This window comes from Hominilimicola fabiformis (assembly GCF_020687385.1).
Taxonomy (GTDB): Bacteria; Bacillota; Clostridia; order UBA1381; family UBA1381; genus Hominilimicola; species Hominilimicola fabiformis.
Genome location: NZ_JAJEQM010000013.1, coordinates 50,840 through 66,862, shown reverse-complemented (window position 1 = coordinate 66,862; position 16,023 = coordinate 50,840). Strand labels below are relative to the sequence as shown.

Annotated in this window: 5 protein-coding genes and 1 pseudogene; 1 reads left to right on the top strand and 5 read right to left on the bottom strand. The window is 40.1% G+C overall.

The genetic code is table 11. The features are described 5' to 3' along the window. Positions 1-283: 283 nt before the first annotated feature. Both LKE05_RS09800 and LKE05_RS09795 read right to left on the bottom strand, forming a co-directional pair. Positions 284-2,668, bottom strand: a complete 2,385-nt coding sequence (locus LKE05_RS09800; RefSeq protein ID WP_308456701.1) for a glycosyl hydrolase family 95 catalytic domain-containing protein — start codon at positions 2,666-2,668, stop codon at positions 284-286. 107 nt (positions 2,669-2,775) lie between these two features. Next, entirely contained in the window at positions 2,776-8,406 is a 5,631-nt protein-coding gene (locus LKE05_RS09795) for an MGH1-like glycoside hydrolase domain-containing protein (protein ID WP_308456700.1), read from the bottom strand. Between the two features lie 165 nt (positions 8,407-8,571). On the opposite strand from LKE05_RS09795, the gene LKE05_RS09790 reads away from it, so the two are divergent. Next, positions 8,572-9,417, top strand: a complete 846-nt coding sequence (locus tag LKE05_RS09790) for a helix-turn-helix transcriptional regulator (protein WP_308456699.1) — start codon at positions 8,572-8,574, stop codon at positions 9,415-9,417. Between the two features lie 134 nt (positions 9,418-9,551). Here LKE05_RS09790 and tnpA read toward each other — a convergent pair. From tnpA to LKE05_RS09775, 3 genes and pseudogenes are all read right to left on the bottom strand, one after another. Continuing rightward, positions 9,552-10,005 (bottom strand): annotated as a pseudogene (gene tnpA, locus LKE05_RS09785) (IS200/IS605 family transposase); the annotation flags it as partial. Between the two features lie 275 nt (positions 10,006-10,280). Continuing rightward, on the bottom strand, positions 10,281-15,683 hold the full coding sequence (locus LKE05_RS09780) for an S-layer homology domain-containing protein (protein WP_308456698.1): 5,403 nt from the start codon (positions 15,681-15,683) through the stop codon (positions 10,281-10,283). Next, positions 15,680-15,985: a hypothetical protein gene (locus LKE05_RS09775; RefSeq protein WP_022230871.1), complete on the bottom strand. Its 306-nt coding sequence runs from the start codon at positions 15,983-15,985 to the stop codon at positions 15,680-15,682. Before LKE05_RS09775 ends, LKE05_RS09780 begins: the two co-directional genes overlap by 4 nt. Positions 15,986-16,023 lie beyond the last annotated feature (38 nt).

The window sequence follows — 16,023 nt, the reverse complement described above, 5'->3', positions numbered from 1 at the left end:
TTGCACACGATAAAAAAATATATATTATATAAGCACAAATAACAGAAATTTTACAGATAAAATCATAAAAAAATTGACTATTCTTAATTTCTGCCATATAAAAATAAAAAAGCGTAATACTATGTGTCATAAATACACACAATATTACGCTTTCATTGTTATTTACTGTTAAAGTGTCATTTTTCGCCTTGATAGGTGCAAAGATAGAATTAGAGTATTCTATTTTTTTGATAAATAAAGTTTTTATCAGACCTGCAAATGGGTTTCTCGTTTTTTACTCTATTCATATCTCCTGTACATTAGTAAATCGTTCACTATTACCTAAAATCAATTTATCACCTTTTGTTAATTTAACCTCAACCGTTCTACCGTTTTGTGAGATAATATTTTTACTGTTACAAATCATATTATTCGCGCAAAATGGAGGCAGTTCGATTATTATATTAAATGTTTTGCTTGCTGTTAATTCTGCTTTAAACTCATTTTGAGGTATATTCCATTCCATATCAATAGTGCCGCCCTCAAATCTCCAGCCTGTAATTTTTCCGTGCTGCATATTATCGCTAAGAGCCGGAAGAAGTTTTATCAATTTCTTTGATGAATACAAAATCATTTCCTGAACCGCGTTTACATATCCCATACTTGCGTCAAGCTGAATAGGAGCAGCAGAGTCCATTTCCAAAGACAAATCCATTCGCCGCCAATCATTATGCAGCGTGAAAAAATTAGTCTGCATACAGCTTCTTACGAGATTATTTAAGCAGTCCATCGCATCATTACCGCGATTAAATCTTGCATATATTGACGCCATATGCGCCTGCGACCAACCTGTTTGTGCGCTAATATCTCTCAAATCAACCGCCTTTTCAAATACTGATACCATATCGTCGTTTGTTGTTATTTCATCACCCGGAAAAACAGGATATATATGCGATAAATGCCTGTGATAATACCTGTCCTCAAAATCATCGTCCTGCCATTCCTTAACGGCTCCGTCTTTATTTACGCTATATTCGGGAATGGAATTTACAATTTTTTCCCATATTTTAATTTTGTTGCCGTATATATTATGCTCGACGCATAACTCTATTAAATTTGTAAACAATTCCTTGATTATCGCCAAATCCATAGTGGAATTAACCGTGCTTGTCATAGGGTGCGCCATATCAACATTGTCTTTTGGAATAAAATTTAAAGGAGAATTTTCGGGCGAAACACTCGGATATATTTTTATATGTCCGTTTTTATCAAACACAATAAAATCCTCGTAAAAATCCGCCGCCGCTTTCATAAACGGTAAAACAACACTATGCAGATATTCGGTATCTCCCGTATAGGAATAATATTTATAATAATACTGCGCCAGCCAACCCGCTGCGCCCGTCCAATTTATAATTACAGGAACAAGCTGACAAGGCAGCGGCATATTCGGTGTTGTTCCTGCCGGAATAAATATACCATTGCAGCCGTAAAGTTTTTTGGCGCACTCCTTAAAGCTGTCAAGTCTGCTTATATAATAGTCTAATAATGCCTTGTTAAGCTCCTCCAGATTGCCGATATTGGTATGCCAATACATCATCTGTATATTTTCATTCGCCATATTATGGCTCCATACAGCCTTATAATCTCCGCACCATAAGCCGTACATAGAAAACGGAAATCCGTCCTTAGAACTTCCCGATATAAACAAATACCGCCCGTACCGCCATAGTTTTTCGATAAGCTCATTCGGAGATTTGCCGCTATACGCTTTTAACATAAGTTCCTCATTCGATAAATCATTGTTCTCAAACAAGTTAAGCTCCGCACTATGATACAAGGCACTGTGAAGTGGAATATGACGGTTTAGATAATATTCATAGCTGTTATTCTCAAATTTCAACTTGTCTTTATCAGGACAGCCATTTACAAACACCTTTATTTTAATAAGAATATCAGACGCACAATTTACATTGATACGATTTTCAATGTTTTTAATATCACCGTCAGCACTTTCGATTTTTACCGCCGCACCGTATGGTTTTTTATTGGTATTAAGCGATTTATAAATGATAATATTACTGTCTATTTCAGTACGGCTATGTTCCTTTACATATTGATATGTTTTGTCGGAGCTGTCGGTAGCTGTTGGAACATCTAATGAAAATACAGCGTCCAAAAAAGGCTTATCTGCCTGTATTCTAAGAAGTATCATATCGTCTTTTCGTGATACGAATAAATCTTTTTTTACCCACACATCTTTTTCACGAAATTGTGAGCTTACTTCGCCTGTTTCCATATTGACAGCGCGAAGATAATCAGAAAATCCTGTAAAGCCTGTAAAAGACATATTAAGTTCTGCAAGTGGCAGCGGATAACCGCGCTCATTGTTATATCCGCTTTCTGTAAGCGCATTTGTTAAAATCCAATTTGCCGTATTGAAATCTCTGTTATCCATTGCTTGACGTGTCTTTGTCAGACTTCCGCTTATATCAGGGAGAGGATTACATTCCGTACCCGTCCATAAAGCACTGTGATTTATAAGCACACTTTCGCGTTTTGTACCGCCGTACACATTTGCGCCTATTTTTCCGTTACCGCTCACCAAACCCTCGCGCCACAAGGCTTTATGCCACGACGAGGGATATTTCATTGTAATTACATTTATGTTTTTATTTATCAGTTTCATATTATCCTCCTTGAAGTCTTATACTATAAATGCCAATCCGAAATATTCCGAATTGGCATTTATAGAATATATATAGAGAGAGAATTAACATATATATAGAGAGAGAATTAACGCAAAATCTTTGCTTCTGTAAGCGGCTTCATATTCTCTAAACTGTTCCATAAGAACGCTTTAATATAATCTCCGCTTTCAATCGCTGAATTTGAATATGTAATGCTATATTCGTTGGCACTATTAGCCGTTACTGTATGCTTTTCGGTTTTCAATTCCTTTAAAGTTCCGTTTTCATCATACAATGCAATCATCATATTTACGGGTATATCCGTTTCACCGTTATTTTTTATAGCAGAAGTTGCCGTAACTGTTTCTCCTGCGGTTAATTCTGTTTTGTCAAATTCTATTTCACCAACCGAGAACGGTTCTTCAAATTCTCCCTTTACAACTGTTATTCCTAACAGACCTGCTAAGACCTCGCTTGAAAGACATTCAAAGTCAACGCTTTCTATTTGATTAACCTTGCCAAAGTCAAGAGCGAGAATATTTGAATGTGCCTTGTCGCCAAGCATTTGCACATATCCCGTTTCCGCATACGGTTTTGATTGCTGATAATTGAGCCAATCGTCAATATTATCAGGGTTTGTAAGCGGAAGTATCTCCTTTGTTCCGTCTTTCATATTGACTGTAATTCTCGCGTTTTCAATTCTGCTCTGCATATTGTTTGTAGATACGCTTAACATAAAGTAAATCTTTGAACCGTCTGTATTAACGGGAATATTCATCTTGTCGGGGAACTGATTATACAGCGATACAAACGCCGCATTGTTTCCCTCTGATGATGAAATTTTAAACGGAACACCTATATTAGTTGTATATTCACCGCCGCTTGACGGTAAATTAAGACTGCTCGGAACACCGTTCGTGCCCCTGTTCGGCTCCCACCAAGCGCGTCCGTTCGGAAGAACTGTTCTTTCCGCGTCAGACGACCAATAAAATCTTTCAAGTCTGTAATGCTCGTTGCCCTCATAAGTGAGGTCATATGTATTTTGGTGAAGTGTTCTCAAATCCTGATTTACAACGCCGTCAAGCGATATTGTCTGATACTGCTCCGCAGTATTTGTTACGGTATCCTTTAAATCCCAAGCGGTAATTTCACCGTAAATTGTATTGTCTATATCTCCGCTTAAAACTGCTGTAACCTTATTATTGCCGGGTGTTAAATCGGTTTCATTTTCAATCGGTACAAGAATTTCATTGCTTGCGCCTTTTGCAGCTATTGTTATATTTTCTTCTGTAACTTTTCCGCTTACGGTTGACAATACAGCGTTTAATGTAAGCTGTTTTTCAGTGTTATTTGTGAGCTTTACTTTTATTCCTGCATTTGCGCCTGTAACAATTTCCATATCGGTTAATTCAACTGCGTCCTTAATTTCAAGGTCAACAGGCAACACTGCGGTCATATCGTTTTTCTCTACTGTAACAAAGAATGTATGATGTCCTGACTTTTCGCCTAATTTTACTGTTATTGTATCTGTGCCGATACCGTCCGTATTTGTAATTAAGCTCTGCGGGTCTGAAATCGCTGTGATTTTACCGTTTGATTTAACAGTGTAATCGGAGTTTTTACCGCCGACAGCTTCCGTTTCTACTTTTGCGATTTCGTCATTTGCGTATGTTACCTCGACAACCGCGCTGTTGCCGACAGGAGTTTTTACATTCACAAAATTATCAACAGTGTAGTCTGTTACCTCCGTGCCGTTTACCTTAACGCTTGTAATTTTTGAGCTTCTTGTCGGAACGTGCATTTCATAGCTTAAATTTTCTTTTGATGTTACGCTGAATTTATCTGTGTTATTTTCGTATTTATAGTCATAGCTTACAGCGTCCATTTTTATAGACGCATATTTCCAATCTGCGGGGAAGCCTGGCTTTATATCAGCTTTTGAGTCCGGAACATTTACTTTTATTCCGAATATACCCTCTGCTGCTGTTCTCGCATATTGGGATGTGCAGTCTGCAAAGTCAATATGACCATTATTTGATAAATCGGCTTTTACGATATGCTGAACAGTTCCCTGACCTGCCGAGCTTCCTTTCATAAGGGGAACAAGACAAGCTCTGAACTGTTTCATTCCCATTTCGCGCTGACCGTTTTCAAAATATGCAAGGGCATTATTCATAACCTCCTCAACATACAATCCGTCGCTCGAATAATATTCGGGCAGTCTGTTTGAAGAATACTTAAAATCTATATTGTCCCAAATTTTATCTAAGTTTGCAACACTCGGAACAGCGTAATCGGTAAATCTCATCATTTGATATACCTGCTCATCAGTCGCAATACCCATATCAACAGGAGTGTATATTGAAGATAAATCAGGCGCGGTGTTAAGTCTGCCGTAACCAAAGCGTTCCTTTACCTCGCCAAATACGCCTGTGTCAGCGTTCCAAAGCTGCTCGTTCATTTCCTTTTTGATTAAATCAGCCTTTGTCTGATATGCTGCCGCGTCGTCTGTCTTACCAAGCTTTGCGGCGATTTTTGCCATTGTATTATATGCTCTCCAAGTATATGCTGTGGCTATTGAGCCTGTGCCGCCGTTATTCCATTTATTATCGGTATTCCAAGCATCAAGCCAATTTTCATATAAATTTGTTCCGGGAACCTGCATATAATCGTCCATAAATTTCAGGTGTCCGGCGATAAAGTCATATCCGCCCTCCTCTGAAAAGAACGCGTCATCTCCCGTCCAATCCCAATACTGCATTATAATGTCTACCATTACAAGGCTCATATTATAGCGTCCGTCGTGAGATGGATATGCCCATATTCTTCCTGTATCTTTCTCCTGTCTTGCAATATAATTTTGAATATTAGTTTTTATTCTGTCGCTCCAGCCTGCATTTACAAAGCAATAGCCGCCGCGCCAGCCGCCTTGTCCGTTATGCCAGCCAATTGCCCCGTGAGTTATAACAGGATTATCCCATATGTTATCCATTGCCATAACCTGAGCGCGCATAGCTGAATTGATGTACGGGTCGGGAGTATCAATTTTTATAGTTTCCGCAACTCCCTTAAAATAATTAACGCTGTCATTGAATATTTCTCTTGCGTTTGTCTGATATTCATTAAAATATTTGTTTTCAGACGGACTATCCGTTGTAATCATCATATATACTGTATTCTCGGTATTACCGTCAGTCGTACCTACTACCATTGGTTGATTTGCCGCTGTTGAGGTTAATAACGCGTCCACTCCTGAACTGTACATTGACGAGTCCTTTGCGGCATAATTCATTTTTACATTTGATGTGCCGCTTATTGTAGCATATGAGCCTGTGATACTGAATGAATTATCAGTAAAGGTCGGAACAGTTGAATTTGTATCAGACGGACTAAATTCAAGTGCGCTTGAATTTCCACCCGTAGGCTGTTTACTGTCTATTCGGTTTCCGCCTGCCGCTGCAACTACCAGCTTATCCTTTACACTGTCGGGAAGCTCCGCTTTTACAAGCATAGCGTCGATTTTGTCCGAGCGTGTATATGTCAGCTTTATTTCACCCTCAAAGGAACTGTCTTTTATGACATATTCCTCGTGTCCGTTTACATATCTTGCAGTTATATTGCTCATTTCATCAAGCCATTTTCCGTCCTTTATTCCAAGGAACATATGAGCGAAACGGAAAAAACTTGTGCCTGTACCCGCATTTGATAATACCAATTTCGGTCTGTCGCCGAGATAATAGATATATCTGAACGAGTTTTCGCCATTATCGTTTGTATGCGCCGCATATATAGGACGCGTATAATTTTTGTTTCCGTTATCAATTTCAAAGCCGCCGTCAACAGGCTTGTATGTAAACGGATTTTTTGTAACTACAACCTTTAAGTTACCGTTTATATCAGCAGTTGAAGCGGTAACAGTTATAGTCTGTTCTGTTGCTGTGCTGTCTGCTGTTACTGCCGCACTTGCGCTGTCAAAAGTTATACCGTTATTGTCATATGCTTCCATACTCCAAGAAAAGTCAGTATCTTTAATTTCAACGCCCTTTTGGTCGTATGCCTTTGCAGTATATGTAAAGCTCTTATTTCCGCTTTTCGGTATTTCTATTGACATATCACCGTCTACGGCGATTTTTGATAATACAGGCTTATATACTCTTACTGTCTTGCTTGCGGTTATATCGCCTGATGTTGCCTTAATTATAACGTCGCTGTCGCTGTTTGCAGCGGCTGTCAGCACTCCGTTTTCAAATGTGATACCGTCTGTCATATTTTCAGCGTTCCAGCCGCTTAATTCCTCTGATGGCATTTCCGCTCCGTATTGGTCGAATATTTTTATTGTATAGGTTTCACTTACCTGCGACGCGGTTTGTAACATATCCGCTCCGATTATATCTATTTTAGAAGCAGTCATTTTATATGTTTCTATTTCTTCTGAAATTCCGTAAACATTTGGATTATCTTTTAATGCAACCTTTACCTTAAAAGAGCTTGCCGCTGCTGATGAAGTTGAAGAAATAACACCTGTGTTTTCGTCTATGCTTATTCCGCTATCGTTTAATTCTGTTTCGTCAGCATTTAAAAGCGACCATTTAAGCGGTATTCCATATGCTTCGCTGCCTGCCTTGTCATAGCATTGTGCAAAAAATTCTGTACTGACAGTACCGTTATTTGGTATCGGAAGTTTTTCAGCTGGATTTATCAGACTTACAGAAGCCGCTGAGCCTGCCTGCGCTATGGTAATTTTTTTGCTGTCATATACCGCGCCGTCATAGCTTAAAAGTCTTACGTTATATTCGCCCGCGTCTGCTTCGGAGCTTACAGTTAAAATGCCTGTCGCAGGATTTAATGTTATGCCTGTCGGTAAATTCTCCTGTAAACTTTCTGTATCATCTGAATTATAAAGCTCAAACTTTACTAATTCTTTTGACAGCGGTTCATAGCTTGATAAATCAACGCCGTTAAACAAAGCCGCTGCGACAAGATAGTTTACTGTTTTTGTTGTTCCCTCGGCAGGAATAGAAACCTTGCTTATATCGTCTGTTACTCCGATAGTAACCTCCGTCGGCGCAGGTTTATATACTTTCATATTTCTGACGTCAACCGCGCCGGAGCGTATATCGCTTTCGCCGTTTACTTTGTTTGTAACATTAAATTGTGAAAATATTGTATTCTTTAAATTTCTGATTACTTTTTCTGATTTTGTCGCTTGTGCTTTCTCGTCTGTACCTGCCGCCTTAGTATAGCCGACCATACTTGTTGTTCCGTTTGCAAGAAATTTCACATTATACCATTTATTCGCTTCCGCACCCTGATACATAGTATCGTAGTTTGACGGATTACCATATTTGGTTTTTATTTTCTCTCCGTCAAAAATGACAGTAGGGCCAAGCTTCGAGCCGCCGTATAATTCTACAACACCCGAATTTGCGTCTGAAAATCTTACATCAAATTCTGCGACATATACGCTGCCACCGGAAATTGTGTTGTCAACCTTTCGTGTAATCTTTTGTTCTGTGTCTGCTGCTGTATAGCGCATATACGGAATTTCCTCGTCGGTTAAGATTTCCATATTTTCTGTCTTGCCCGTCCATTTGTTATTTTCCGATGTAAAATCTTCATTGAGATACATCTGCAATTCTTCCGCGTTTGCATTTAAGACAATAGCCGGAGTAAATGCGCATATCATCTGTATAGATAATATTGCGGACAAAATACGTTTGAAAACTTTTGATTTCATAGGTCTGCCTCCTTAAATTATTTCTTAATTTATTGTTAATTTTATTATACAACATCATCTTGATTTTGTATATGTCAAAATAATGCCTGTTTTATGATAAATTCACGCATTTTTATATTGCGTTGATTTCCACAATATGATATACTAAAAGCAGGGGGTGAACGTATGAATAAAACTATCCGATATTCTTCGTTTGAAAATAAATTTGAGGTGATATACAGGAATGAAATTCCTACAATTCAAATGCCACCACATACGCATAATGCGATTGAATTGTATATAAGTTTGACACCACTGTCAAATATACTGCTCGGTGATAATGTAATGCCGCTCAAAGAAAATTCGCTGCTTATAATACCGTCATATTGTATTCATCAGTTTACACAACTTCCTGACTGTGAGTATAAGCGATATATTATAACTATCAGTACGGAATGGCTTGAAAATTTTATAGCGGGCAATAAAAGATACAGCTATTTTACTGATACAAAAAAACCTATCGTTATTACTCTTGATGATAAACAAAAAGCATTATTGCTTAATCGTATGCAGGATTTTATCGCCTGTAAAAACAACGATACCTTTTCTGAAATATCAATATTTTTTGATATTCTGAAAATTATAGACGGATTGATTTATACTCACGCTGAAAATGACGAGGTGGAAAAGAGAGTTACAGGAACGCAGCAAACGGTCAATCAGATTATCAAGTATATAAACGCGCACCTTGTTGAGAATATTCATCTTACGGATATTGCAGAAAAGTTTTATTTAACACCTAATCATATATCACGAATTTTCAAAAAGCATACGAATACGCAAATAAGCAATTATATTATTTTACAGAGAATGACAAAGGCAAAACAACTTTTTCGTGAGGGATTTACAGTTGCGGAAGCGCAGATAGCAACAGGATATTCAAGCTATGAACATTTTTTCCGTACTTTCAAAAAGAATGTCGGTATGACACCAAAGGAATATATAAACGCTTATTATAATCACGAATCATAACCACCAGTAAACTGGTGATTTGCACAGTCCCTGGAATGGACAATTACAGGCTTAACCCCTCTAAGGGGCATTGAAGCCTGACACCGCATTACTATCTCAGGCAGCCGCTCACGTGCGGCTGTCTTTTTTGCCCACTTTCTCTCGCTACCCGTAAACGGGTCCATATACTCTTTCAGACTAATCTGGTCTGATGCATAATCTTCTTCAAGCTGATTTCGGATATAGTCTGCAATTACTTTTTTTCCGTCCCACTGTATCAACATAATAATCTCTACACCAAAAATTCCTTGAACCATATTTATATTTTAAATTTGCATGCCTATCAAATATCATTAGTGAGCTTTTTCCCTTGAGAAATCCCATGAATTGTGCTATACTTAAATATGGCGGAATACTTACCAGCATATGTATATGGTCAGGACATGCTTCTGCTTCTATTACTTCTACTCCCTTTTGTTCACACAATTTTCGGAGCATTTCCCCTATATCACGTTTTAATTGACCATATATCTCTTTTCTCCTGTATTTTGGTGCAAACACTATATGGTATTGACATCTGTATTTTGAATGTGCTGTGCTTTTTATTATTTTTTAACATTGTTAAAAACCCTGGATTTTATGCGATTTGTGTACAGGTTCTGTAAGCGTAACCGTACCATACCGAGTGTTCTTACAGAACTTTAAAGTTTTTGTATGTCACTCGGTTTTTTTTATTGTTTTTTCAGTATGAAGATGCTCCGGTGGCAGGCAATCCAACTACTTTGTGAATTTATCACAAGCAAAAACCGCTCGTCAATAAAGGCATTTCACCTCTATTTCGAGCGGTCTTTTTTCTCATTATTTATTAGAGAAATTTCAATATTTTATTTTAAGTTTTCAACCATACGCATAAATACCGAAGCAACCTGTGCTCTTGTCGTGTTTGCTTTCGGTGCAAAGCTACCGTCTGTATTACCTGTCATAACGGACTTTTCAGCCGCCCATATTACAGCATCCTTTGCATAATCCGAAATATCATCGTTATCCGTATAAGATGTGTTGCTACTTGTAGTTATGTCATATCCTTTAAACGCTGCATAGCGATAGATAATCGCCGCCATCTGTTCACGGGTAATTGGCTCGTTCGGAGCAAAACACTCTTCAGAAATACCCGAAACAATACCGTTTTCATTCGCCCAAGCAACTGCATTTTCGTAATAGCTGCCGCTTTCAACATCAGTAAAAGCACATTTTTCCGTCTGTGGCTCATTTTCCATACGATAGATAACCGTTACAAACATCGCTCTGGTAACTTCGCTGTCAGGTGCAAATTCTGTGTTTGATATGCCCTTCATCAAGTCATTTTCATACGCATATTTCACCGAATCGTAAAACCAGTCATTTTCCTTAACATCGGTAAACGGATTTTTCCATTCACCGTTATCCTTTTCAGTCCATTTCGCATATAGCGTGAAGTTCTTTGTTACCTTTTCAGTAAAATCATATTTTGTTTTGAGTTCTTTATCGGTATACCATCCCTCAAAGTCAAATCCGTCTTTTATCGGTAATTCCGGCTCTTTTATAACACTGTTTTTTGTAACGGTTTTGCTTGCAATATCATTACCGCCGTTTGTTTCAAATGAAACGGTATAACGCACATTACCGCCTCCGTCTCCGCTACCGCCACTTGATTTCGTCCAGTTAGCGGTTATGGTTACGGCTTTACTCGGCATTGTAAATGTTGTTTCTGCCGACTTGCTGTCCGCAAACTGTACACCGTCGTCAGTCGTCCAACCGCTGAATTTATATCCGCTGCGTTCGCCGGCCTTAATCGTTACCGTTTCACCCTCCGAATACTCTCCGCTACCCGAATTTTCCGCATAGCTGTCATTTACCGTTACGGTGTTTGATATTTTCTTTATAACAAGTGCAGTCTGCGGTATTGATGTATTTTCGGCAAAATCCTGTGCACAAAGCATAATAACACTGCTTGTTTGACTTTCATAAAGTTTTCCCGAAACAGCGAACTTACCGTCACTGCCTGCAACAACTTCTTCATTATCGCCGTATATAATTCTGCTACCAGCATCTGATATTCCTGTTATCGTATATTCGCCGCTTTCATTGTCTGCATAAAATATATCAGATGAAAGCGTCAGAACAGGCGGTTCTTTATCCATATTAATAAGTAGGAATACACTTGTTACATCCTTGCCGGAAATACCGTCAATCTTAAACATCAAACTTCCCTCAAATTTCGGAATTGCAAAGGTGTTTTCACCGTTTTCGTTTGGTATTTGGTCATTTGTATCCATTCTTGTCAGCTTAAATGTCGCATCAGCGTCCGATCCGCTTACAGACAAAGTATTGTCACCGCCGCCGATATATGCGTGATAAACGCCGTTTTCATCGGCAGTGCATTCGTTACCGTTCATCGAAAGTGCTATATCCATAGGCGTATATTTAGGAAGAAATTTGCCTGTGGATTCGGTTTCCTTACTGTAATACTTTCCGTTTTCCGATTCTTTGTATGCACGAACACCGACTTTATATGTCTTATCAGGCAACAAATTCTCGGCAGGAACAGACTCCGCAGTATCTCCGTTTTCGTTTACACTAACGCCGTTTCCTCCGACAGTTAGTGCCATATCAACTGCTGTCGTGTCTTTATCCAAATCATATCCAAATCCTGTGTCTGTCCATTCGCCGTCTTTTTCCTCATAAATTCTCACACTATAACCGTCAACATTGTCTGACGCATTCCACTCCGCACGCATTACCTCATTTCCTGACGTTTGCAGAGTAACATCTGTCGGTGCGGACGGTTCGTTTACATTGGTATATGCAACTTTTGTATTAAACGCTTGATTATCAATAGCAATAAGCGCGTCTTCTTCCTTACCGTCACCGTTAAGATCTGCTTGCTTTTTCGTCATAAGAAAGGCTGTTACATAATATTCACCTGTCGGTGCTATCGCACCCGATGCAGGAACGGAAAGTTCAATATTTGAGGTATCACTGATTTCCTGTTCTGAAATCATATAGTCCGCTCCGCCCTCTTCGTTTGAAAAATAAGTGCGGATAACGTAAGGCGTGTTATCCACGGCATACTTCACCTTACCGGAAATTTGATTGTCATTCAGTGTCAGTGCCAACTTCTCAAACGGCTCAACAGAAAATGTCTTTTCATCGGTAAAAGTCAACCCGCCTGCATCAACGATATACTTTCCGTCTTCTTTAAGTCGCAGAAGAGCCAGACGATATTTTTTGCCGTCAGCGTTTGTTTTTTCCATATCTGCAATAGTTGTCGCGCTGACATCTTCGTCAGGATTAAACTGACTGTCATCAGTCATCCAGTCGATATTAAGCTCAGCGTTGCTGTCATTGAAAATCTTTAGGTTGTCTTTGATCTGCTCCTCGGTTAGATTTCCGTCAAAGGCAAGTACAATATACGGTGCTTCGTCTGTACCGGCACTTGCTGAGATTTCCGTCCGACTCACGCCGGTGTTTGCAAGCACAAAGTTCTCATCACGCACCGCCGCAAAATTCGCATCGCTGTCTTCCGCAAGCATACTTACAACCGGTGACACACCTTTATCTGCCCAGTTCCATTCAGGCATATAGCCTAAAATCTTAAATTCGATATCCCAGCCGCCGCCTTTGCGGAAGTCGGTCTCTACGATTTTCGGCACAAGTACCCATGCACGAGCGCTGGCTAACCAACCTCCTACCTCAGCCACCACGCCGAGGTACACATCGACATTTTGGAAGGCTTGCTTCATCCCCTCCTCAACTGTGACGTTTCTGATTGGAAATGCCGTCTGACCGCCTACGATGAGATTGATATTTCCGACGTTAAACCCTTTGCCGGCAAGGACGGGACTACTTTTTGGAATCTGCACTCTGCCTGCAACCGTGCCGTTTGCACCGATTGCAAGATACAGATAATCTTTGCTGTTATTCACTCCGCCGAAAGCACCCAATTCAATAGAAGAATCAAACGTTATAACGTCTATCTGTTTACTCGGCAGATTTAATGCAAGCTCCTTTGAGCCTCCGAAATAAATACCTTCATATGTATTACCTTTATAACTGCGTTCCTGTCCGTTTAATTTTAAGGAATAGCCGAAGCTGTCGACAATCTGCGTTGCCGTGCCTGCACCTACAAGATTAACATCAGTTGCTTTTAGTGAAATCTCACTCGGTCCTATAATAACGTTACCTGTTCCTTCAATAAGATGCAGATATGTTCCCGTCAATGCACCGCGTAATTTAATAGGAGGAATGGCAAGATAGTTGCCATTTACCGTTGCGGCAAGATCCTTAAAACCGGCACCGCCGCCGTTAAGCTGTCCTATCGGAACAGGCGGAACAAGTACAATTCCCGGTGATGATTTCACATAAAACCATAACTCGTCAGGGATAAGAGTGCCGTTATTGCTGCGTTCAAGAGCAAGTGCCGCCTCGGTTTCAAAAAGGTCAAAGGCATTCAGTTCAAGACTGAACGCATATCGCTCCTCGCCCTTAAATGTGTTTACTTCCCCCTCAACCTTTGCAAGTTCCAACGCCATTAAATCGGCGGTATCAAAGCTGCCTTTCGCTTTTACGCCGTTTACCTTAAATTCATATTTCTTTTTGCCGTTTACTGTCTTTTCTCCTAAACCGTAACCCAACTTTTCAAGCGAAAATTCAGCACCGTCAAATACTGTTTTGAATCCGATTTCACCGTTAAAAACAAGGTTGCCGTCCGCATCTGCGGTTGCTTTTTCCAACTTTGTCGTTGCATACGGAATATCGACAAAAATCACTGCGTCGTTTTTGTCGGGTTCAATATCAAATGAAAGACCTTCTTTTGACATTGTAATTTTCAAAGAGTCTTCCGCACCGTTTCGCAGCTGATAGAATTTGAATGACGGAGCGTTCAAATTAACGCCGTGCTGTTCGATTCGTCCGTCTTTGTAAACAATCAACTTTCCGCCATTATTTTCGTTCCACGTTGCCGTCACAGACGGAGAAAGCGTTGCCGCTCCGCCGGTAAATTCAAAAGAAGAACCGTTCGTGCTTTTATACTCGCCGGCTATTTGTGCAACAGGAGACGCATTATATTTCTTTTTCAAACTTTCAAGTGCAGCGTCATCCGAGACATATTCAACGGTAATTGCACCGTTCGACTCAAATACCGCAAGACGCTTTGCGGAAAAACTTGACGATATTTCGTCAGGCTTTGTCGGAAGCTCCTCGCTCAGCGTTTTCAGATTGCGATAACCCCATAGATACTGCGCACCGACCGACATTTCCGTATTTACGTCAATGTCAAAGCCACAGTAGCTTTTGCTTTCCACCCATGTAAGAACAGGAAAATCGTTCGGCTTCACTGTAACTGTCTGTGGCAAGCTTACACGCAGCGGAGAATCTCCGCAGTACACAATATCGAACTTATCGTAGTAATCGGACAGACCGACAAACGGATTTGCCCACGGATATGCGTCTGTGTAAATTTCATTAACATAAACGCCGTCTATATCTCCCCACGAGGTATACCCTTTTGGAACGTGCTTCGTTGACATATCATCGATTTTGCCTGTTACAACCGAACTTTTCGTTGTTTTTTCGCCGCTTTCGGTTACTGTTGTGCGATCCAACTTAATCGCCGGACCTCCGGGGCTGTTTGCGGTTTCACCGTGACCCATTCCGGTGAAACTGTTTATCACATACCACCACTCAAAGTAAAAATCATGTCCGAATAAAGCATCGCTGTTCATTTGTATATTCCCAACGGTTGTCAAAACGCCCCAAGCTGTTTTATCCTTTTTGTCAAGACATACAAGCTCGTGATAAACCGTTACTTTTGCCGGTATTATTGTGCCGTACGGAGTTCCGGGAATATCGTACAGACCTATGTCCATGTTGTAGTCTGCCTTAATTGCGGTATTTTTCCCGTTCGGCGTTTCAGACACAAACTCCGCCTTTTGCAGTGTGACAGACGGATAGGTTGTCTTCTTATTTCCTCCGCCGGTATAAACATTAAATTCGCAGCCGGGGGCTTGAAGATCCTGTGTAAAAACCTCGCCTGTTTCCTTTGCGATTGCCCTCGGAACCGTTGCCGTACAGGTTTGATACTGCAAATCGTAGAAATAAAAGCTTATGTAATCGTTTTGCAGAAGAAGCGTTTTACCGCCGTTAAAGGTAAGTGTTTCGTTTTGCTCGGGCGCCGCAAGAATATTCATCGGCAGCGCGCAAACTATGATGCAAAGTGATAATATCACCGACACTATTTTTTTGCTCATTTTCTGTCCCTCCTGTTTTTTATTTTGATACACATTACGGTAATCACCGTTGCGATTATGAAAGTTACAACTGCTGTCAGCACATATCCGCCCATTCCGTCTATCAGCAGAATTGCACCGCAATAACCGGCAACCGCCGCACTTTTGTACGATGTCGGAAATAACGCGGTGCAGCACAGCAAAAGAACGGAAAGCAGGGCGGTTGCCGCTTTGCAGAAATTCAGCTTTTTTGTCTCCCTGCAATATTTTATCTTTTTCGCACGTGCGAAAACTAAGCTCATTCTTTCCGCATTAGATTTCAATTCACACACCTCCTCAATCCACCCTTTTATTATATAGG